The organism is Martelella alba (assembly GCF_005217455.1).
GTDB lineage: Bacteria > Pseudomonadota > Gammaproteobacteria > Enterobacterales > Enterobacteriaceae > Acerihabitans.
In genome coordinates, this window is the sequence record NZ_SZPQ01000060.1 from 1 (window position 1) to 19,759 (window position 19,759).

The 19,759-nt window shown below is 54.4% G+C and carries 21 protein-coding genes and 1 pseudogene; 7 read left to right on the forward strand and 15 right to left on the reverse strand.

All coding sequences use genetic code 11. The annotated features are described in order from the left end of the window. Both FCN80_RS23740 and FCN80_RS23745 read left to right on the forward strand, forming a co-directional pair. A partial coding sequence (locus tag FCN80_RS23740; protein ID WP_136992800.1) for an ATP-binding cassette domain-containing protein occupies positions 1 to 472 on the forward strand: 472 nt, incomplete at its 5' end. Between the two features lie 131 nt (positions 473 to 603). Then, positions 604 to 846: a hypothetical protein gene (locus FCN80_RS23745; RefSeq protein WP_136992801.1), complete on the forward strand. Its 243-nt coding sequence runs from the start codon at positions 604 to 606 to the stop codon at positions 844 to 846. Positions 847 to 958: 112 nt separating this feature from the next. Here FCN80_RS23745 and FCN80_RS23750 read toward each other — a convergent pair whose 3' ends face one another. After that, the gene (locus FCN80_RS23750; protein WP_306767926.1) at positions 959 to 2,191 is read right to left on the reverse strand and encodes a DUF7986 domain-containing protein; all 1,233 of its coding nucleotides are present in this window, start codon (positions 2,189 to 2,191) and stop codon (positions 959 to 961) included. 829 nt (positions 2,192 to 3,020) lie between these two features. Here FCN80_RS23750 and FCN80_RS23755 point away from each other — a divergent pair. Then, positions 3,021 to 3,587 carry an IclR family transcriptional regulator domain-containing protein gene (locus FCN80_RS23755; protein WP_136992803.1) on the forward strand — a complete coding sequence of 189 codons (567 nt, stop codon included), beginning with the start codon at positions 3,021 to 3,023 and terminating at the stop codon, positions 3,585 to 3,587. Between the two features lie 49 nt (positions 3,588 to 3,636). Here FCN80_RS23755 and araD read toward each other — a convergent pair whose 3' ends face one another. The 8 genes from araD to yiaK all read right to left on the reverse strand — a co-directional run bounded on the left by araD (position 3,637) and on the right by yiaK (position 11,383). Next, entirely contained in the window at positions 3,637 to 4,341 is a 705-nt protein-coding gene (gene araD, locus FCN80_RS23760) for an L-ribulose-5-phosphate 4-epimerase (RefSeq protein ID WP_136992804.1), read from the reverse strand. Beyond that, entirely contained in the window at positions 4,335 to 5,195 is an 861-nt protein-coding gene (locus FCN80_RS23765; RefSeq protein ID WP_136992805.1) for an L-ribulose-5-phosphate 3-epimerase, read from the reverse strand. Before FCN80_RS23765 ends, araD begins: the two co-directional genes overlap by 7 nt. Before the next feature lie 3 nt (positions 5,196 to 5,198). Continuing rightward, complete coding sequence (gene ulaD / locus FCN80_RS23770) at positions 5,199 to 5,849, reverse strand: 3-keto-L-gulonate-6-phosphate decarboxylase UlaD (protein WP_136992817.1); 651 nt, start codon at positions 5,847 to 5,849, stop codon at positions 5,199 to 5,201. Positions 5,850 to 5,860: 11 nt separating this feature from the next. Beyond that, complete coding sequence (locus FCN80_RS23775; RefSeq protein ID WP_306767927.1) at positions 5,861 to 7,363, reverse strand: FGGY-family carbohydrate kinase; 1,503 nt, start codon at positions 7,361 to 7,363, stop codon at positions 5,861 to 5,863. A 30-nt stretch (positions 7,364 to 7,393) separates the two neighbouring features. After that, positions 7,394 to 8,674 carry an MFS transporter gene (locus tag FCN80_RS23780; protein ID WP_136992807.1) on the reverse strand — a complete coding sequence of 427 codons (1,281 nt, stop codon included), beginning with the start codon at positions 8,672 to 8,674 and terminating at the stop codon, positions 7,394 to 7,396. A 131-nt stretch (positions 8,675 to 8,805) separates the two neighbouring features. Next, on the reverse strand, positions 8,806 to 9,801 hold the full coding sequence (locus FCN80_RS23785; RefSeq protein ID WP_136992808.1) for a DUF4862 family protein: 996 nt from the start codon (positions 9,799 to 9,801) through the stop codon (positions 8,806 to 8,808). 105 nt (positions 9,802 to 9,906) lie between these two features. Further along, positions 9,907 to 10,374 carry a NanQ anomerase/TabA/YiaL family protein gene (locus FCN80_RS23790; RefSeq protein ID WP_136992809.1) on the reverse strand — a complete coding sequence of 156 codons (468 nt, stop codon included), beginning with the start codon at positions 10,372 to 10,374 and terminating at the stop codon, positions 9,907 to 9,909. A gap of 10 nt (positions 10,375 to 10,384) precedes the next feature. Then, positions 10,385 to 11,383 (reverse strand): 3-dehydro-L-gulonate 2-dehydrogenase, encoded by a 999-nt coding sequence (gene yiaK / locus FCN80_RS23795; protein ID WP_136992810.1) that lies wholly within the window; start codon positions 11,381 to 11,383, stop codon positions 10,385 to 10,387. A 344-nt stretch (positions 11,384 to 11,727) separates the two neighbouring features. Between yiaK and FCN80_RS23800 the strand changes: the two genes are divergently transcribed. Further along, a complete protein-coding gene (locus tag FCN80_RS23800) occupies positions 11,728 to 12,540 on the forward strand; it encodes an IclR family transcriptional regulator (protein ID WP_136992811.1) in 813 nt (270 codons plus the stop codon). Between the two features lie 250 nt (positions 12,541 to 12,790). Here the strand turns inward: FCN80_RS23800 and FCN80_RS23805 are convergent, their stop codons facing one another. From FCN80_RS23805 to FCN80_RS23830, 6 genes are all read right to left on the reverse strand, one after another. Continuing rightward, positions 12,791 to 13,573, reverse strand: coding sequence for an AraC family transcriptional regulator (locus FCN80_RS23805; RefSeq protein ID WP_230492904.1), 783 nt, complete (start codon positions 13,571 to 13,573; stop codon positions 12,791 to 12,793). Between the two features lie 126 nt (positions 13,574 to 13,699). Continuing rightward, the gene (locus FCN80_RS23810) at positions 13,700 to 15,190 is read right to left on the reverse strand and encodes a DHA2 family efflux MFS transporter permease subunit (protein ID WP_136992818.1); all 1,491 of its coding nucleotides are present in this window, start codon (positions 15,188 to 15,190) and stop codon (positions 13,700 to 13,702) included. A gap of 35 nt (positions 15,191 to 15,225) precedes the next feature. Then, positions 15,226 to 16,179 (reverse strand): NADP-dependent oxidoreductase, encoded by a 954-nt coding sequence (locus FCN80_RS23815; RefSeq protein WP_136992813.1) that lies wholly within the window; start codon positions 16,177 to 16,179, stop codon positions 15,226 to 15,228. 77 nt (positions 16,180 to 16,256) lie between these two features. Next, positions 16,257 to 16,658 (reverse strand): hypothetical protein, encoded by a 402-nt coding sequence (locus tag FCN80_RS23820; protein ID WP_136992814.1) that lies wholly within the window; start codon positions 16,656 to 16,658, stop codon positions 16,257 to 16,259. 470 nt (positions 16,659 to 17,128) lie between these two features. Then, a complete protein-coding gene (locus FCN80_RS23825) occupies positions 17,129 to 17,494 on the reverse strand; it encodes a hypothetical protein (protein ID WP_230492905.1) in 366 nt (121 codons plus the stop codon). A gap of 351 nt (positions 17,495 to 17,845) precedes the next feature. Next, positions 17,846 to 18,286: a DUF2000 domain-containing protein gene (locus FCN80_RS23830; protein ID WP_136992815.1), complete on the reverse strand. Its 441-nt coding sequence runs from the start codon at positions 18,284 to 18,286 to the stop codon at positions 17,846 to 17,848. A 398-nt stretch (positions 18,287 to 18,684) separates the two neighbouring features. Here FCN80_RS23830 and FCN80_RS23835 point away from each other — a divergent pair, with 398 nt between their 5' ends. The 3 genes and pseudogenes from FCN80_RS23835 to FCN80_RS23840 form a co-directional block, all read left to right on the forward strand. Then, the gene (locus tag FCN80_RS23835) at positions 18,685 to 19,146 is read left to right on the forward strand and encodes an Lrp/AsnC family transcriptional regulator (RefSeq protein ID WP_136992816.1); all 462 of its coding nucleotides are present in this window, start codon (positions 18,685 to 18,687) and stop codon (positions 19,144 to 19,146) included. A gap of 224 nt (positions 19,147 to 19,370) precedes the next feature. Continuing rightward, the gene (gene tnpA, locus FCN80_RS27315; protein WP_306767928.1) at positions 19,371 to 19,499 is read left to right on the forward strand and encodes an IS66 family insertion sequence element accessory protein TnpA; all 129 of its coding nucleotides are present in this window, start codon (positions 19,371 to 19,373) and stop codon (positions 19,497 to 19,499) included. A gap of 31 nt (positions 19,500 to 19,530) precedes the next feature. Further along, a pseudogene (locus tag FCN80_RS23840) lies at positions 19,531 to 19,759 on the forward strand (IS66 family transposase); the annotation flags it as partial.

Sequence of the window (19,759 nt, forward strand, 5' to 3'; positions counted from 1 at the left end):
AAAGCGTATTACGCTTCCATCGGAAACGGTGATCTGGCAGCCTGAGTTCACAGACAAAACACTCTCCCGGAAAACCGAGGCGGTTCACATAGATAATCTACCCGATGGTTTGGAAACGATTATTGGCGAGCGCGGTTCGGTACTTTCCACAGGGGAACGCCAACGAATCAATATTGCCCGTGCGCTGAATAAAAAATGCCCATTGATTATTTTCGATGAGGCCACATCCTCGGTAGATACACTTTCCGAGGCCAAAATTATCGATCATCTTATACATTATCGCCGTGAGAGTACGGTGTTAGTCGTCAGCCACCGAATAGCAACTTTGCGCAACTTCGATAGAATAGTCTTGCTCGATCGAGGGCGTATCGTCGATATGGGGCGCCTGGATGAATTACTCAAGCGCAATACATTATGCCGAGATCTATTGAGAACAATGGAATGTGACGAAAATAGGGATACTATTAATTGAATGGAAATCACGATGGATTTTTTACGTTGCGCGATTCTTTGAATTGATGACCACTTGATGATTATACCCAATAACATCATGTGATGATTTTTTCTTCTGAGCAATCTCAGAAACAGCGGGAACCCCATCAAATGAAAATCGATCTTACCCGAAAATTGGGCGGGTTGAGTTTTTACTCAGTGATGTCCTGTTTCGAACACCTATTTAACCATTATCACATCATTGGCATGGAGTTTGTTGAAATCGGCGATGCAGCGCAAGGGGCGCATAGTGGTTCAGCAATTGCGGCGCGTATCATCAGCCGCTTTTTATTCAACCTCCGGCAAACTAGTCCTGGCGGTCAAACTCTTTATATCCCCGGCGATATGCGTTAATTCCCTTGGAGTGGCTGAGCGGGATTGTGGTCCCAAAGCGGGAAAGACCCTATTCAGCCATTACCCCGTGGACTCCCGCCCAAGATGGGGCGGGGATATAAAGTCCTTCTGGTCAGTGGCGCAGGTCGAGAATGCCGAGTTGGCGCCACATCCACTCGAAACTGTATGTCGCCATGGGATCCGTGGGACTCTCAGTTTGTATGGACTGATTTTCAAGATACTTAAGCCACTCGGCGACTTTTTGGCGACCCGCCGCTGATTTTACGGCCTGGCGCGGTGACCGGTTGCCAAGCATGCCGACAGGTTGATCAAGAACGTCTTGGTATTGGCGATCCAGAAACTGATGCACGACCTGCTCCGCCATGTCTGGCGGTATCGCTGAGGCGGGGTGTTGTTTGCTGGGGGCGGCGTGATCACTCATCATCTGTTCGACCGTGCGAATTTCGGTGAGCGGCATCCGGATAAGATTCCCCAGGTGTTGCTGAACCATGTTCATTCCCTTTTGCGCACGCGTGGACGAGTTGGTCGCTAAATGCAAAACCTTCCCTTTCAATTCAAGATTACCCAGTATGCGCGCGCCCGAATCCATTAGCTCTTCATTGCGTCCAGCATTGTGCCCGCGCCCCTTTTGCCTGGGGTTTTCCTCAAGCCAATTCCAGCATTTTTCGCTTTCCCTTGAGAGCGCGGGAAGCGTGTTCAAACGCGCGGCAATGTCCTTTTGCAGGGTTCCGGGCGCGAACGGGAATCTGACGTTGTGGAAGACGATGTCATCTCCATCGGTATTTTGCAGCTCCGGCATGCCTGTTTCCCGCTCCAGAACATCAATAAGCCATGTCTGGGAAAACATGTAGGCTATCGTTTGCAAATCTTCGTTTTTAATGATCGGCGGTTTCTTGGTGTTTTTTGGGTTGAACGCATGCCGTAAGCCATCAAACAACATGTCAGAGGCTTGAAAAGTAAACGGCAGTAAGCCGCCGGCAAGCACATTTTCCCCCATGACAGGAACGATACGCGCGGCAATGCGATCCCATTGTTTCAACGATTTTGTGGCCGAGCCTTCGCTGACAATGACCGGCTCCCCGCCGCGTATGAGGTCGCGTGCCATGAGCGACTTTCCCGGTACAACATCGCTGACTTCATAGAGGCTCATGATGGACGTTCTCAGGGCCTTCATATACGCCCGGGTCTTGGGATTTTCCTTCCAGCCGCGCCGCTTGAGGTATTCATCAATGATATTGCCGCCCTCAATCTCGAAATCCGTGGTCAGAAAATCCTCAAACGCGCAACCCCAAAGCGTCATGCCCCATTCATCGCCGAGAATTTCGAGTATGTCATCGAAGTCCATGTCGTCCGAGGCCAGGATCGGCCCGAAATGATCATGGAACACTTCGTCGAAGCATTGGTGCCATTTGTCCCTGGAGAGGAATTTGATTAACCCGGTAAGATTGTGGTGGGTATGCATACAAATCGATCCCTGGATGTGGTTCTGACGTTGGTCGAAAAACCATGATGAGATAGGCGATATTACAACGGGACGTCTTTTGCCGTGCCCGCGCGGAAAAATCAGCCAATAATGCGAAGCGCGGAGCGCGCCTCATGCATGCATCTTACAATGCATACTTAATTCCGTCATCCTTTAGGTTACCGAATGGCTAAACCACATTGTCTTTTTTTCCGTTTTGCATTGGGGACCCCTTGCCAGGGGCTGCCGGTTCACTGTCCTGTTGTCCATCGCGCTGAACAGGCGAAATATTCCCGGCCCTTACCTATCACACAGGCCCTGCGGCACCTGGCGATGATATTTAGGCCGGTTGGGCCGGGTGTCGGGGACGGGCATAATCCTGCACCTGTGCGTGGGCTTTCGCACATGAAAAAACAACGAGACATCACCGATGTAATACGAAATCGGCCGGTCTAGGAGGCGTGCTCGTTGAAATGGTCTAATACGCTGACTCCACTGTGTTGGCCCGGGTCTGATAGCGGCGTGGACGGGTTGTCGTCAGAATAACGAAAATAGGCGGCTAACGACCGTGCGATATTCTCTTCATTCGTTAGCTTGACTATCGCGGCAATGTAACGATCGGGGCGTACTAAAACCCTATCCGCTGAGGGCTGGCCGAGCCAATCGGGGAGTTGGCGTTCATCATCCATAAGAACAACGATATCGTCTTGCCGTGTCTGCGTTATCTTCGTTAGTGCAATTGGATCGCCATATCCGACTGCACGATCCGTTATTACAGGCGGCTTCGTCTCTTATGTGCGAACTCAGCAACACGACTGGCGCCACAGTGCTACTTTGTCGACTGCATGACTGGAACGTGCTTTGTACCCATGAAGAAAAAGGCATCAAAGAGCCCAGGCATATTAGCTATGAGCGGGGCCGGGCGATGAGTTTGTTCCGGGGCGCGAGTTCAAGGGCGATTCTCGCCAGCCTGGACATCCCGGTCGTTCAGCAGATACGCATGAGGGCCTGCAATGAAATACACCAGGCAGGGCTACCGGCGGATGAGGATGCCTTGTTCAGTCTGCTGGCGCGCTGGCGGCAGCAACGGGTCGTTTCAGCCTGTGAGGAGGTGGACAAAGGGGTCATGGCATGGGGGGTGGCGATAAAAAGCCGTTCGCAATTATTGGGCAGTTTAAGCTTGCTGTTGCGTAATGATAGGGATGCGCCACCGCCGGCATCGGATCTTGCCCGGCGTTTATCCGGCACCGCATTGCGTATTGAGGCCCGTCTGGAATGATGCGGACGGGCCTCGGATGATGCCGCGGCATACCGTGATGTCCGATACCTTATTGACCGTAATAGGCATGTTTTCCATGCTTACGCAGGTAGTGCTTGTCCAGCAATTCCCGCTGCATCGCGCCAAGATGCGGTGAGAGTTGTTGGGAAAAGAGGTTCATATAAGCTATCTCCTCCAGCACCACCGCATTGTGTACCGCGTTATCGGCATCTTTGCCCCAGGCGAAGGGACCGTGGGAATTCACCAGCACCGCGGGGATAGCATTGGGATCCAGCCGCCGCTTGCTAAAAGTTTCAATAATGACATTGCCGGTTTCGCGTTCATAATCAGCGGCGATTTCCCGTGCCGTCATTTTGCGGGTACAAGGGATGGCGCCGTAGAAATAATCGGCATGGGTGGTTCCCCAGGCCGGCAGGTCCAGTCCGGCTTGAGCCCAGACGGTGGCATGGCGTGAATGGGTATGCACTATGCCGCCGATGTCGGTGAACTGTCGATACAACGCCAAATGGGTGGCGGTATCGGAGGAGGGTTTCTTGGTTCCCTCGACCACGCTGCCGCTTTGCAGCCCGACCACCACCATGTCGTCCACCGTCATCTGGTCGTACTCCACGCCGGAAGGCTTGATGACGACCAGCCCGGCGTCGCGGTCAATGGCGCTGACGTTGCCCCAGGTAAAGGTCACCAGACCGTGGCGGGGCAGCGCGAGATTGGCCTCCAGGACGTGTTGTTTAAGACGATGCAGTTGACTTAGCATGGCATACCTCCCAATCGCATTTGTTGTTCAATCCAGCGCCGGGCCTGGATGATTTCCGTCACCGGCTCCGCGGCCTTTTCCGTCCACATTTCGATGAGGAACGCGCCCCGGTAATTAAGCCGCTGCAAGGTGGCGAACAGACCGGCGAAGTTAACGCAGCCGGAACCGAATGGCACGTCGCGGAACTGACCCGGCGAGGTCTCGGTGACCGGCTGGGTATCTTTCAAATGCACCGCGGCGATACGATTGATGCCCAGGGAAAGCTCCCGGGAAATATCATTGCCCCAGGCAGTGAGATTGCCGATATCGGGGTATACGGTAAACCAGGGTGAGCGCAAACAGTCATCCCAGGACTTCCATTTGCTGATGGAATTCATGAATTCGGTATCCATGATCTCCACCGCCAACATGACTTGCGCCGCCGCCGCGCGTTCGACCGCCCATTGCAGGCCTTCGGTAAATCTCGCCAGGGTGCCTTCGTCCCGCGCTTCGTAATACACGTCATAGCCCGCCAACTGAATGGTACGGATCCCCACATCCCGCGCCAGTTGGATTGCTTGCTCCATAATGTCGTAAGCCCGTTGCCGGGTGGCCTCGTCGCGGCTGCCAAAAGGGAAACGGCGATGGCCGGACAGGCACAGGGAAGGAATGCCGATACCGGTTTCCAGCATAGCGTTCACCAGACTCAAACGGGTTTCCTTGCGCCAGGACAGCCGGGCCAGGCGTTCATCGGTTTCATCCACCGACATCTCGACGAAATCGAAACCGCAGGCTTTGGCCAACGCCAGGCGTTCAGGCCAGGAAAGGTGGCGGGGTAAGGCTTTTTCATAAATGCCCAAGGGATGCTGACGCATGGCTTACGCTCCCCATATCCGGCGGATGTCCTGCCGAAAAGCCAGGGCCGCGGCCAACGGATCCGCGGCTTCGCTCAAAGCCCGTCCGGCGATGAATGCTCTGACCGCGATGTCTTTAAAGCGCGGCAAATCTCCTGGCGTTATACCGCCGGTAACCGACAATGCGATGCCCAAATCCGATAAGGCTTTCATCAAATCCAGATCCCTTTGCTGCCAGGTCTGTCCCTTGGCCTGGGCATCGCGGCCGCGATGATAAATGGCCTGGCTGATACCGATGCGACGCCATTGGCGGGCATCTTCCAGACTCCAGCGGCCGAACAGTTCTATCTGGATATCCCCTTGCCGGGCTTTGGCGACATCCAGCGCGGTTTCCATGGTCGCCAACGGCGCGGCGCAAATAACCGTCATCCAGTCGGCGCCCGCGTTAAAAGCCTGTCGGGCCAATGTGTCGCCGGCATCGGCCACCTTAAGATCGGCCACCAGCGTATGGTCGGGATAGTGTTTGCGCAGCTCGGCCACGGCGCCGATGCCTTCGCTAATGCACAAGATGGTGCCGGCCTCGATGATGTCCACCTGACCGGCGACAAGGTCCGCTGTCAGCAGCGCCTTATCAAGGCGGGTATGATCCAGGGCTAATTGCAATAAGGGTGTCATGGTATCGTCCGTTAGCATGAAAAACACCGATCCGAGGACACTGGCCGGGACAACCCGTCCAGCGCCTGTATCAGTGAGAGATAGGCGTGATATTTATCCTGGTAGGCCGCTTGGGCATCGCGGTCTGGCGTGATAAGCGTCAGGGCGGGGGACAGCATGTGTTGGGCGACGGCGAAGTCGGTAAACAGGCCGGTACCCACCATGGCGGCCAATGCCGCACCCAGGCAGCCGGTTTCCTCCATTTGCGGCAGTTCCACGGGCAGACCGCTGACATCGGCCATAATCTGCATCCAGGGGCGGGAGCGCGCGGGTCCCCCGGTGACGCGCAGGGCGCCGGCGCGGGGGAACCGTTGTCGCATACGGTTGATATGCGTCATATGACTGAAGACCACCCCTTCATAGATGGCCTGAATAAGATGCGCCCGCTGGTGGTAGGATTGCAGCCCGTAGAAGCCGGCGCTCATGCCCCGTCCGGCATTGGAGCCATAAAGGAACGGGACAAACAGCACGCTGCCGGCGGCCTTCGGCAACGCGGCGACGGCGTCGTTCAACAGGCTGTAATCGGTCAGTCCCCATTGACGGGCGAACCATTCCATATTGGCGGCGGAAGTGGGGCTGGCTTCATGGACAATATAACGGTCCGTTTCGGCGTGTCGCCCATAGACATAGGGATATGATTCATCGCCGGTGATGTCCCGCGCTATCCCGGAGGTTACCGCCCAGGTTCCCATCACGGCATTGAGACGGCTTTCATCATGTAACCCGGCGCATAGCGCGGTGGACACCACATCGAACAACCCGCCCACCACCGGGGTGCCCGCCAGCAGTCCGGTATATTCGGCGGCTTGCGGCGTAATCGCGCCCACAATGTCGGACGAGCCCACCACCGGAGGCAGGGCGGCGATGGCCTCGGGGATCCCGAGCCATTGCGCCAGCGCCGCATCGTAGCGCCGTTCGGACATATGGTATAAATTGGACTCGGATATATTGGTTTCTTCGCAACCCAGTTGCCCGGTCAGGCAAAATCGCAGATAGTCATGGGCCATCAGAATGCTGCCAATGCCGGCATAACGCTCCGGCTGATGCTGCTTTATCCAGCGCAGAATCGATACCGGGTGTCCGGTCCACAAGGTCTGGCGGGTTAGCGGATATATCCGCCGCAACATGCCTTGATCGCGCCATTGCTCAACCTGCCGGCGCGAGCGTTGATCGGAGGATAACACCCCATTGCCCAAGGGTTGGCGCCGTTTATCCAGCAGGAACAGTCCCTTGCCTTGGGCGGATATGCCCACTCCCGCGATGGCGCCGGCATGAATGCCCGTTGTGCCGAGCAGGGCGCGGATAACCCCGGCCATGGCATGCCATAGCGCCGCCATGTCCCGTTCGGCCCAGCCCGGCTCAGGGCAAAGCACATCCAGATTGCTGCGCGCGATACCCTGTTCTTTACCGTTTTGATCATAAAGGCCGGCTTTGATAAAAGTCCCGCCGCAGTCAATGCCTAACCAATATTGCATGATTTTTTACCTGCTGTTTCCATTAGGCCGCTACCGGTCGCATTTGGCCGGCAGCAGCAACACCAGTGCCGCGGCCACGGCCAGTGAGATGGCCAGGCTGTACACCCCGGCATCCTTGCTGTAATGGGTGATAAGCACACCGACCATATAAGGGCCGCAAAAACCGCCGAGATTGCCCAGCGCATTAATGACGCCGCGCGCGCCGCCGGCCACCTCGGCATTGAATAATTTCGGCGGCAAGGTCCAGAACACGCCGGCCGCCGATTGGATGAAAAAGCCGCAGCCCACCAGCGCCGTATAGGACCACCAGACATGCGCCTTCAACACCACCGAAAGCGCCATGCAAATCGCAAAGCCGGCCAGCGGCAGCGAAACGAAAAATTTGCGTTTACCGGAACCGTCGGAGAGAAACGAGAACAACAGCATGCCGATGATGGCGAAAAAATAGGGCACAATGGCGAGAAACCCGACTTGCGACATACTGTCGTGGGTCAGGCTCTTTAATATGGTCGGCAACCAGAGGGTGTAGCCGTAAATGCCGGTCTGATAGAAGAAGTTGACCAAAATCAGTTGCCACATGACCTTGTTCGCCAGGACGAGGCGCAACGAGGCGCTGCGCACCGCCTTGTCCTTAATCAGCAGTTGTTCTTTGTGCAGCGCGGAGACCAGGTAGTCGCGCTCGGCCTTGGAGATCCATTTGGCCTCTTGGGGACGGTTGCTAACGGTGAAATACCACAGCAATAACACCAGCACCGACAACGCGCCCTCGGTAATAAACAGCATCCGCCAGTCCCAGACGGTGATGATCCAGCCGGAAAGCGGGGCCGTCAAAATCCCGGCGACCGGCACAAACATGATGACGATGGCGTTGGCGCGGCCGCGCTCTTTATCTGGAAACCAGTTGCTGACCATGGTCAAAACCACCGGCAACATCCCTCCTTCGGAAACGCCGAGGGCGAATCGCAAAAACAGCAATTGGTATTGGTTATGGACCAGGCCGGTGAGTACTGAAATGATCGCCCAGGCAACCAGCGACCAGCCGATGAATTGCTTACCGTTGCCGTGGACCGCCAGTTTCCCGCCGGGCACTTGCAAAAATAAGTAGCCGATAAAGAATATCCCGCCGGCCAAGCCCGCCATGGAGGCGGTAATGCCCAATTCCCGGTCCATTCCCCCCGGCATGGCAAAAGCGATATTCACGCGGTCCATATAAGAAATAATGCAGGCTATCAGAATGGGCGGAATGATTCTTAGCCAGCGTGCATGGGGGATTTTTTCACCTTGGGCTATCGAAATCGAAACTGTATTCATTTTTTTAGACCTGTAGGGCTGGTAAAAGTGATGTTTAATAACAAACGACTTCATCGATAACGTGTGCTGTCATTTGGCCCGGGCAGCATGTGGTAATTAAAATAAAGCGTCCCAGGCATTGCCTGATCTTATTAAGCCTCATTATCTTCGCTGATTGAGGCGTTGGCGCTGCTTAATAACAGCGCCTGAATGCCGTCTTTGATAATATCAACCCTCTTGTTTACACTTTCGTGCGCCGAGGTCGACAACAGCTTGATACCCGCATAGTCCAGCGAGTCTAACGGCGCCAATGCAAAAGCGTCCCGGGCATCGTCCAGGGTCATCAGCGAGTCTTCACACCGATAGCAACCGCCGGCAAAAGGCGCGAAGGGCGCATGGTTATCTTCCCATTGGCCATAGGGGCCGCCGGTGGCGGTGCCGGAAAACATCACTGCGCCCAGCAAACCGACTAGTCGGCATTGGCGGATGTGCGTCAGCGGCAGTTGGCGGTGGTGCCCCTCGATAGCGGAACGTCCCCAGTTGACGGCGATTTTGGTCAGGCGGCCGAAACGCTGATTGAGCACAGTGGCGGCGTTTATTTCATCCGCGAGGGGTAAAAAACCCTTGCGTGGCGCCGGACCGGTTAAGGCGTCGCAGTGTTCGATAATCAACGGGCATTCCCATTGCCAAGAGAGGATCTGTTCCAGCGAGTCGATAAAACAGGCCGCGGCCGGCCCGGCATCCTGTTCGCCCTGATTGGGTGCCGACTGGATTTCCAGGGCCAGCACGCGCTGGCGACCGGACAGATCATTGGCCCGTTTTATCTCATCGCGGATATGCCGGATATGCTCAATTGCGGCCAGGCGCTCTCCTTCGTTGCGGGCGGCCAGGCCAAAATCCCGTCCTGCGCCGCGGCGCTGCATGGTTCCCATCACCGCTGTGACCACCACTTGCCAATGGGCCGGGATTTGTTCAAATAAAAACGCGCTGCCATAGGGATGAAGTTCATCCAGACAGGGTTGTTCAATGCCGCGAATAGCCGGCAATTCGGCCAACGCGCGCCAGAATTCGATTTCATCGCGTTTTGCCAATTGATGGAATGACGGCGCGCAAGGATAGGCGCCGACAATAAAATCGTTGTTTGTCATTTTATTTTCCTGAAAAGCGTATTGCCAACGCCATGGCTTCCGCGGATTAAACCAAGTTTCCCACATGTCGTTAAGCAGGCAAACTCGGGGAATATCCACATTAGCTTAATAAAATAAGCTTACCGGAATTTTAATCACGACCTTTCGAATCCTGCTGATTGCCCCATCTATGCAGGCCGGACGATGTACATCCTCGGGTAAGAATATCGCATAGCTTCCCGGTATCATTTTTATCATGCTTTCGTTTTCGACATCGTGGTAGAAGATAATATCCCGCTCGGCCAGGTATTGTTCTTTTATCGTATTATTGCCGTTATCGGTGGCCACGCCGATCAATTCCCGGCCATTGACCAGGAACTGCACATCAATATGTTGCCGATGCACTTCCGGCGAGAGGCGTTCTTTGGGTTGGGTCTGCACATCAATAACCTGCACAACATAACCGGTTTCCGGTTCGGTATAACGGCCGGCCGGCATGGCGCTGAAATCGGTCTGCCGAAGATAGCGGATAGCCCGGGCGAACGGCTCAGCCATCAAGGCCGGATTGCTGTTGTCAATATGTCCGCAGATCATTCCCTTCTCCTTATAATGACCTGATACGCGCCCAAACAGCGTCGTCCACGGGAATGCCGTCGCGCCGGTTTTCCGCCCGCAACCGGGTAAATTCATGGCCCGGCAGGCGGATGGCCACGTCGGGATTGTCCCGTTTCGCCCCTGTGACGTATTCGCAAATACGCTTGAGTTTTTCGTCGCGGGTTTTGCCGTCTATCAGGCGGTCTATTTCAATGGCGATAAACACTTGGGAGATGCCGAACTCATCCGGATTTTCCTCGGTAACCTCGGCGACGGACAAACCGCCGGAAAGCAGGGTGGCTATCATGTCCAATACGATGGACAGCCCCGAGCCCTTCCAATAGCCCATGGGCAGAATACGACGATTTTTCTCGATAATCGCCGGGTCGCGGGTCAGATGGCCGTCATCATCGAAACCGCCGTCCACCGGCAGCGTCTTGCCGGCCAGACGATGCACTTCCAGCATGCCGTATGAGAACATTGACATCGACATGTCCACCATGGTGATAGGATCGCCGGGGACCGCGATGATGAGCGGATTGGTGCCGATACGGCATTCTTTGCCGCCCCAAGGGGGCATAACCGCGATGGAATTGGTCCAGCAGATACCGATATAGCCTTTTTCCGCCGCCTGCCAGCCATAACCGCCGCCGCGCATCCAATGGTTGGCGTTGCGCAGCGCCACAAGACCGATACCATGAACATCCGCCAGCGCCATGGCGCGATCCATCATGTTGCGGGCGGTCAGATTGCCGATGGATTGCCGCGCATCCCACTGCTCGATAGCGCCCAGTGATAACAGCCGGGTGGGGCGCGCCTCCGGTTTGACATCCCCCGCCTCGATTTGCTGGATAAATCGCGGGAAACGATTAACGCCATGGGAATACACCCCGGATTCCGTGGTGCCGGCGAACATTTCCGCGCATTCCTCCGCGTTCTGCTCATCAAAACCGCGTGCAAGCAGCACGCGTTTGAATTCCTGTTTCAATTGCTGATAAGTGACTCTCATGCATTTTCTCCGAAGGGCCCGAGAAGTGGCTAGTTTGGCTATAATATAATCTATATATTCCACTATATAAAATCTGATTCCAATAAATCCTATACCTCTCGTTTAGTGATGTCAAAATGATCGCTGGGATATTTTTTGATGAAAATCATGGGGCTATTTCTAGGGATCTTGATTTGTGATCGGCGGCACGCTTTTCGATGACCCAGGCTGGGTTTGTCAGAAGGGATTGAATGACGGTGTTTTTTGCCACAATTGAGGCTGGGGGCGTGTGCCGTCTGATTTTACTGCTTCACTGTGCCGCGGCCTTTGGATTACCATAACGTCACAGCAGGGAGAACCATGTCATGAGCCTTAAAGATGTCGATGAAACTGATGATAAAAAAGAAAAGCCGGCCGGAACCCAAAGTCTGTTTCGCGGTTTGCAGCTTCTTGAGTTCCTGAGCAATTATCCGAACGGCTGCCCGTTACAGCAATTATCGGAACTGGCGGGCATGAACAAAAGTACGGTGCATCGTCTGCTGCAAGGTTTGCATGCCAGCGGCTACGTGACGCCGGCTCCGTCGCCGGGCAGCTATCGGCTGACCACCAAGCTGGTTTCCATCGGCCAGAAGGCCCTGTCATCATTGAACATCATACATGTGGCCGCGCCCCACCTTGAAACACTCAACCTGGAGTTGGGGGAAACCGTCAATTTTTCCTCCAGAGAAGACGACCATGTCATCCTGATTTATAAACTGGAGCCCACTACCGGCATGATGCGGACCCGGGCCTATATCGGGCAGCATATGCAGCTTTTTTGTTCGGCCATGGGGAAAGTGTACTTGGCGTATGGCAATCGCGATTATCCCGATGAATACTGGCAAACCCATCAAGATGAGATAAAACCGTATACCCGTAACACCATAACCCGTCTTGATCGCATGTACCGGGAGTTGGAGGATATCCGCGCCAAAGGCTATGCGATGGATCGTGAGGAAAATGAATTGGGTATTTCCTGCATCGCGGCGCCGGTCTTTGATATCCAACATCGCGTGCCTTATGCCGTTTCCATTTCCTTGCCAACGGTGAAATTGACTTCGCTGGGGGAGGATTTTCTGGCCAAGCCGCTCCTGGCCACGGTGGCGGGCATATCCAGGGAACTGGGGTTCCATGGCTGAGGCGCGTGTGCCGCATCCTCGTTTAGAACGACATATCTGAACCGCCAGCGGCGCCTCCGGTAAGAGACTGACGGTCGCGCCTTCCTCTCCAGGCGAAGAGACAGTGATACGGACCGGGTGGTCCAATACCGGGTTTTATTGAGCAATCGCGCCCTTTAAATCAGACAACGCATGTTCGGGGGAATCAACCAAAGTGAATTCCTTTGCATATCGGCCCCACTGTGAAATTATGAGGACATGCGCCATATTTTTATCTTGCATGGGGAGGGGGCGAGTCCCCATACGCATTGAGGAATGTCCCCCGTTTAAGGTGTTCGCGATAACTCGCCGGCGTTTGTCCAAATGTCCGCCGGAACAGGGTAATGAACGCCGTGGCTGTCGAATAGCCCAAATCAAGGGCGATGCTGGTTACCGATTGTCCCGCAGCCAAGAGTTCCAACGCACGCATCAAGCGGGCGCGTTGTCGCCAGGTCGTGAAGTTGAATCCGGTTTCGGCGACGAAACGACGGCTCAGCGTGCGGGAGCTGAAGGCTCCCCAATCCGCCCACTGCGCCAGATCGCGCTCGTCGGCCGGGTCCTCAATCAATGCTTGCGCAATACGTCGCAGACGCGGCTCTTTGGGTAATGGCAGACCAAACGTCTCGACAGGCAAGTGCCGAATCTCGTCGAGGATGACAGCGGCCACATGCTCGCGCGCCTCGTTCAAGGGCTCGTAAGGCCAAGTGCTCGCCCGCAGGACGGCCTCGCGCAACAAGCCCGACACGCGGAGGGTGCAAGGCTGTTTGGGCAGGCTCTGGCAGGCTGGCTCGGCGATGTAGGCGCTCCAACCGTTGAAAGGGCCATGAGAACGCGCGGAATGGACATGATGAGGCGGCAGCCAAACGGCATGGATCGCCGGTACGACCCGTGTGCCGCTCTCAATGCCCACCGACGGCAGGCCTTGTAGCGAGCCAAAAAGTTGGCCCCGGGAGTGCTGATGGGGTCCTTGGTCGAATTCGGTGCTCTGGCAGCGCCCCACGACGACAAATATCACCGGGCCTTCAGCCGTGTCGACCAGTGCGTGATCGAGTGTGAGATCAGCCATTCGAGAGCCTCCAAAATACGTCACGCCGATGATATCCGATAACGGCCGCCCGGCACGCCGGGGCCCCCCGTGCGGTCAATGGGGAACCGGGTTGCCACTTGCGTCGAGGGCAATGGCTCCGCGTCGGAACAGCAAAGCGGCTATAAGGCCGCCGGCGAGGAAAATCCCTGCGGCGACCCCAAAAACGAGATGGTCGCCAGCGAGGGTCGCGGCGATGCTCGTTGCCGGATGGGATGCCTTGTCGGCATGGGTCGTCAAATAACCCGCAGCGGCGAACGAGGCCAGGGAATTGAATACGGCGATTCCCATCGCCCCACCGATCTGCTGGACCGTATTCACCATCGCGGAAGCCACACCCGCATCATGTGGGTGTACGCCACTGGTCGCCGCGTTCTGCACTGGGCTAATGATCATGCCGAATCCAAGGCCGGTCACCAGCAGCGCCGGAAGAACATGCGTGGCGTAGCTGGATGCCGCGCCAATCATGGTGAACATGGCCATGCCGATGGCGGCCAGCACGCAGCCAGCGGACACCAGCAAGCGCGGCCCGGTGCGAGGGAATAGCATCGCGCCTGAAATAAGGGAACTGACGACGACCGCGGCAATCATCGGCAGGAACGCCGTGCCGGTTATGATTGGACCGAACATCAATATTTCCTGTAGGTAGTAGGTCAGGAACAGGAAGACGGCGAACATGCCCGTGCCGGCGATCCAGAGCGTCAGATAGGCCGTGCCGCGGGTTCTGTCCAGGATAACGCGCAGCGGCAACATCGGGCTGGCCGCACGGCCCTCGATCACCATGAAAGCGACAATCAACCCCAACCCGGCGATGACCGGGCTAATCGTCCAGACATCGCCCCATCCGTGCGAGGCGGCGCTACCCAGGCCGTACACGATGCCAACCAGACCCAGTGTCGCGGTGACGGCGCCTGGCAAATCGAGGCGCGTGCGCCGCGGCCGGTTGTCATGAGGCACGAACATGAGCGTACCGATTAAGGCAATCGCGCCGAATAGCAGGTTCACGTAGAGACACCAACGCCATGAAAGCGTCTCGGTGAGCACGCCGCCAAGCAGCAGGCCCAGCGCGCCGCCGACACCGGAAACCGCGCCGAACGCGCCGAACGCGCGTCCGCGGTCTTGCGAGTTGTCGGCGAAGATCACCGATACCAGGGACAAGGCCGCGGGGGCAAGCATCGCCGCGAACCCTCCCTGGCCGATGCGGGCGAGGAGGAGTGTAAGGAAGCCGCCAGCGGCGCCGCCAATCACCGACGCGATGAGAAAGCCGATGACGCCAATCAGGAACATTCGCCTGCGGCCGAAGAGATCGGACAGCCGGCCGCCAAGGAGTAAAAGGCTGCCGAACGCAAGGGCGTATCCGGTTACGATCCACTGCCGGTTATCCATGGAAAACCCCAGTTCGTGTTGTGCAGAGGGCAGGGCGATGTTCACGATGGTGTTGTCCAGAACATCCATCAACTGCGCGAGACTCAAGGCGCCGAGCGCCAGCCATCGGCCCGCGCCATTCAACTCCCGATGCTTCCCTTGTCCTTGCGTGGGCGAGGTCATGGATGCCGGGGGGGGGATATTCATCCGGGCGCGGGTCATTGTTCATCTTGACCTTCGACCCGATGATGTCCGCTTTGGTCGTTGCGGGCATTCACGAGCAAAACGAGTTTCCCGGTTGCGCGGCCAGCCTCCCCGACGCGATGTGCGTCGGCGACGTCGGCGAGGGGAAAGGTCTGCACGGCCGGCAGGGAAAACCGCCCAGAGGCGATTAACGTGCCAATGCATGAGAGCACGTACAGCGCGCGGCCGTCGTCTCCTCGGCTGAAACGTACGCCGTGCCGCCGCGCGCCATTGAAGTCGGCGATGGTCACGACATGCTCCGCGCCGCCCGCGAGGTCAATAAGTTCCGGCAAGATCCCGTTGCCGGCGACATCCAGCGCCAAATCGACACCCTCGGGAGCCAACGCCCGGATACGGTGGGTCATGCCATCACCATAAGCGACCGCCTCGGCCCCCAGGGAACGCAGCAAGGCATGGTTTGCCGGACTGGCGGTGCCGATCACGCGCGCGCCACGTTCCACGGCGAACTGCACTGCGGCGGCCCCGATGTTTCCGGATGCGCCGTTGATCAGTAATGTGTTGCCGCCGACGACGCCGAGCTTATCCAATGCGCGCGCGGCGGTCTCGATCGCGGCGGGCAACGAGGCCGCGACAGCGAAATCCAGCGCCGATGGGATCGGCGCGTAATACGTCAGAACCGCCAATTCGGCCTGAGCCGCGCCGTTTGCGCAGAATCCGAAGACCCGATCGCCCACGGCCGCATCGGTGACGCCCTCGCCGAGCTCGTCGACAATCCCGGCCGCCTCGTACCCCAATGTCTGGGGGAGTTGCGGATCCATCAGGCCCTGGCGTTTTTTCCAGTCACTCGCGTTTATGCCGGCCGCACGAACCGCGATTCGGATCTGTCCGGGGCCTGGATGTGGATTAAGCCGTTCGACAACCTCAAGGACATCTGGCCCGCCAAATGCATTGAAACTAACCGCCTTCATTTGTTACTCCAGACATGGCCATGAGCAAACCATTGGTCTTTTAATTGGATTGAATGGGGAAGATCCCGGTGATTGAATCATTGATGTTCGCGATGCAATTCAGCCTCATTGCCGCCCAGCAATTTTTGCCCCTCGATTATAGCCTGTTCTTCATCGTCGACAAAGATGATAGGACAACTGAACGCTTTTCCCGCGGCTATTGAAGCAACACGGGCCAATGGCTTATCGGAAAAAATACTGATGATGATAATACCCAGGCAATATTGACGCATTCGTGCCCGGATCCGTTTTAGAAAGGCCGTTTTTTCCGCGCGTTCCTCTGCGGTTTCATCGTGATGATGGTGTGGAGAATGCGCGGTGATCAGGACGAAAAACCGCTGTGAACTCAACAGTTGTTCGAACTGATCATCGAAAGTCTCTGCCCCCTGGGTGTGCTCATCAATGAAAACCAGAGGATAACGGGAAACATCCAGATGCATATAGTTTGCCTCGATTAACGGATACCTAAGCCAAGATCAACCTTGGTTAGAATAAGTGAGTATGGGTATGATTAAACATGGATAGTCCTTATGATTTTAATATGTTAGGTGTATCCAGCGGAAACCGTAATCAGCCAAAGTCTCTTTTGAATCAGACAAAATGTGAGAAATATCTACGCCCCATGACCCAAGTTGCATCGCCACGGCTTGCCATCAATATGATGGGCGAATTGAAGGTCACACCCGGAAGTTGACGCCGAGTGTGGCACAAACAGGTGGAATCAAAATTATTTCATATCAATATAAAAACTCAATGAAATGTCAATGAATTGTATTTGTTGAAGATATCAGATTTTTTTTGGGAAAACTCAGCTGTACAATGACAGTAATAACTATTGCCTAAATGGCATATTTATCAGTAATGAAAATATGACATGATAGTTCCCAGTCAGTTCGCAAGATTTAATTTATTATGATTTAAAAAAAGCAGTTAAAGTTATGATAATCACAAAAACGCCACAGATGACTGCACTGCCGGAGAGTTCCCTTAACGAATTTAGATAATCTTCATTGTGTTCATTTATTTTAAAAAACGCTTCTTTCTCATTATTAGCTTCAATTTCGATATGATGCTTCCTGAATCCTTTTTTTTTCATCTCCTTGATATACGAAGGTGTGACAAATTCTCTGGGGATGGCCATTGATCCCTTATTTTTTATGAAAATAACATATTTATGCATCACTCCCTCCTTAAAAGCACAGAACGTGATCTCAGTGCTTTCTCCATTTATCTCATGATACACCATCTGGCCATGTTCATAAAGTTCAGGTCGCATTTTTCTAACCAGGGTCTGTTGCTCTTTCGCCTGATCACAACCATGAACGATCTGTCCTGCGGTAGTCAGGGAAGGGAGCCGGGAAACGGATCCGGGTAGTTAAGGGCGGGTCGCGACACAACACAACCAGTATACTGCCGAGTCCTTTGACTAAGCGGTGCGGGTGCTGTCGAGTAATTTATTAAGACACGGGGAAGACGATCAGTAGTCTATTGACTGCTGACTTAGCGATTCTATAAGTGTCATACTTCAAGTTGACTCTCTGTTGGCTGTGCTCGCCCACCCCATTCACATCGTGATCTATGCTCCTGGGGACTTGCTCACTTGCCGCCGCGATGTAACTCGAAGTATTTAGAGTATAAAGTAAATTATTTGTAGAGGGGGAGGTTTCCTGTTATTTTTGTCAATTTCATTTTTTGGTCCAATAAGTCCAATTGCGACCAGCTTGATATTTTTACTGTTTACTGAAGATATCTTTTCCCCATATTCTTCATAGGTTCTGCACGACTGTGCCAGTGCACTAAATGGCATGATATAAAGATCATCATCGCTTTCTGCATGAGTCTGTACCTCAAGAAGGTATTCGTTTGACGCCAACAAAACAGGAAGCGGGCTGTAGATAACACCAGGGTAAATGATTTTGTCAAGACTTTGCATGGCCGGACCAATGAGATTTTCAACTGTTTGTCCAAAGCTAATGCCAATAATACTTGCAGCATTCATGGCAAGGCCTGTCGGAAGTTCTTTATCAATAAGAATTGTACAGCGATGTTGGCTGGCATCAAATTTCATCGTCAATCCTCAATTTAATCGTTAATGATTTTAACACGTGCTGTGAGGGTAACTCAAAAAGAGATCAAATCACTGTCTAACGTAAAATCACCGGGGAGTTCAATATTAATAACCTTCAAGTTAGCGATAAATTCCTCATTTCATAACATCTTCCTGGTGGCCAGTATGAGCAATAATGGTATTAAGATTTTCACGATCTTTAAACGGGGCCATCACCACGAAATCAACAGCAATGTCTCGTCTGGTGGTATTTCCGCTGTGGTCATAACACATTGAAAAAGTGAATATATTTTATACCGTAACTTAATGGAAAATTGTTACCTATATTATTTACATACAATGAGTTTTCGGGTAAAAATTACCTGTTTACGCTTTAAAAAAGAAAGGAGTTTTCCCTTATGGCGCTGAACCCGACAGAGATGAAGATCCTGAAACTGTTACAAGACGATGCTCGTGTCACTAACCAGGTGCTGGCCGAGAAGATAGGCATGTCAGCGTCTCCTTGCTGGCGCAAAGTACGCAAGCTTGAAGAAGATGGAGTGATCCAGGGTTACCGGGCTGTCCTTAATCGTAAAAAAATCGGGCTGGGAGTGATGGTTTTCATTCGGGTAGCCATTGATAGCCACAGTGAGGCGGAAGCCAAAAGGTTTGAAGAAGAGGTCACCGCGCTGGAAGATGTGGTTGCCTGCTATAGCATTGGTGGGGATGCCGATTTTCTGCTGCAAGTTGTGGCATCTGATCTGGACGCCTATGCCGATTTTGCTATGTCAGTTGTACGCAGGTTGCCGGGAATTAAAGAAATGCAGAGTATGTTTGTTCTTAAAGAAATCAAACCGCTAGTTAACTACCCTATAAAATAACTGTCCGGGTGAGCCATTACCGCCGGATGGTTATAAATAGAATCCTTAAGGTTCAAGCGGTTTTCGAGACAGCGTCTTTTTCTACCCCCAACCTTCAGCACCATTTCACCACAGCGGAGTAAGGTGCGCTAGATAATCGGTAAGCGCCCTTAAAACGACATCTTTTTTTCAGTCATTAACTGCGCCACACTGCCGCTGTCCACCCTAAACACAGAGGCGAAACCATGGATCCTTTACAGCGTGCCGAGCAGTGGCGCGAACTTATTACCGCCTGGCAAACATCCGGCCTTTCTGGCCAAGTTTTCTGTCAACAACAGCAATTGACTTACCACCAGTTTGTCTACTGGCGGTAAAAATACCGCACCGATACCCCGCAGCAAACGCGTGCGCCTGTTGGCGGAATTTAGCGGTATTTTGCAAACCGACGGTTATGCCGGTTACGACGCGGTGTGCCGTGAGAACAAGCTCGTGCGTATCGGCTGCTGGGACCATGCCCGGCGCAAATATATTGAAGCGGGCAAAGCGGTGCCCAAGGAAAGCAAAGCTCAGCAAGGCAAACCCACCAAAGCGGATGTGGCGCTGGGTTACATCAGCAAACTGTATAACATTGAAC

Coding starts and splice junctions, on each gene's coding strand:
- FCN80_RS23765 (WP_136992805.1), bottom strand. CDS start 5,195: ATGCGTCAGCATCCCTTGGGCATTTATGAAAAAGCCTTACCCCGCCAC.
- ulaD (WP_136992817.1), bottom strand. CDS start 5,849: ATGACACCCTTATTGCAATTAGCCCTGGATCATACCCGCCTTGATAAG.
- FCN80_RS23785 (WP_136992808.1), bottom strand. CDS start 9,801: ATGACAAACAACGATTTTATTGTCGGCGCCTATCCTTGCGCGCCGTCA.
- FCN80_RS23825 (WP_230492905.1), bottom strand. CDS start 17,494: ATGCGACCTGAACTTTATGAACATGGCCAGATGGTGTATCATGAGATA.
- FCN80_RS23810 (WP_136992818.1), bottom strand. CDS start 15,190: ATGACCTCGCCCACGCAAGGACAAGGGAAGCATCGGGAGTTGAATGGC.
- FCN80_RS23745 (WP_136992801.1), top strand. CDS start 604: ATGAAAATCGATCTTACCCGAAAATTGGGCGGGTTGAGTTTTTACTCA.
- araD (WP_136992804.1), bottom strand. CDS start 4,341: ATGCTAAGTCAACTGCATCGTCTTAAACAACACGTCCTGGAGGCCAAT.
- FCN80_RS23815 (WP_136992813.1), bottom strand. CDS start 16,179: ATGAAGGCGGTTAGTTTCAATGCATTTGGCGGGCCAGATGTCCTTGAG.
- FCN80_RS23775 (WP_306767927.1), bottom strand. CDS start 7,363: ATGCAATATTGGTTAGGCATTGACTGCGGCGGGACTTTTATCAAAGCC.
- FCN80_RS23835 (WP_136992816.1), top strand. CDS start 18,685: ATGGCGCTGAACCCGACAGAGATGAAGATCCTGAAACTGTTACAAGAC.
- tnpA (WP_306767928.1), top strand. CDS start 19,371: ATGGATCCTTTACAGCGTGCCGAGCAGTGGCGCGAACTTATTACCGCC.
- yiaK (WP_136992810.1), bottom strand. CDS start 11,383: ATGAGAGTCACTTATCAGCAATTGAAACAGGAATTCAAACGCGTGCTG.
- FCN80_RS23820 (WP_136992814.1), bottom strand. CDS start 16,658: ATGCATCTGGATGTTTCCCGTTATCCTCTGGTTTTCATTGATGAGCAC.
- FCN80_RS23790 (WP_136992809.1), bottom strand. CDS start 10,374: ATGATCTGCGGACATATTGACAACAGCAATCCGGCCTTGATGGCTGAG.
- FCN80_RS23780 (WP_136992807.1), bottom strand. CDS start 8,674: ATGAATACAGTTTCGATTTCGATAGCCCAAGGTGAAAAAATCCCCCAT.
- FCN80_RS23830 (WP_136992815.1), bottom strand. CDS start 18,286: ATGAAATTTGATGCCAGCCAACATCGCTGTACAATTCTTATTGATAAA.
- FCN80_RS23800 (WP_136992811.1), top strand. CDS start 11,728: ATGAGCCTTAAAGATGTCGATGAAACTGATGATAAAAAAGAAAAGCCG.
- FCN80_RS23750 (WP_306767926.1), bottom strand. CDS start 2,191: ATGGACTTCGATGACATACTCGAAATTCTCGGCGATGAATGGGGCATG.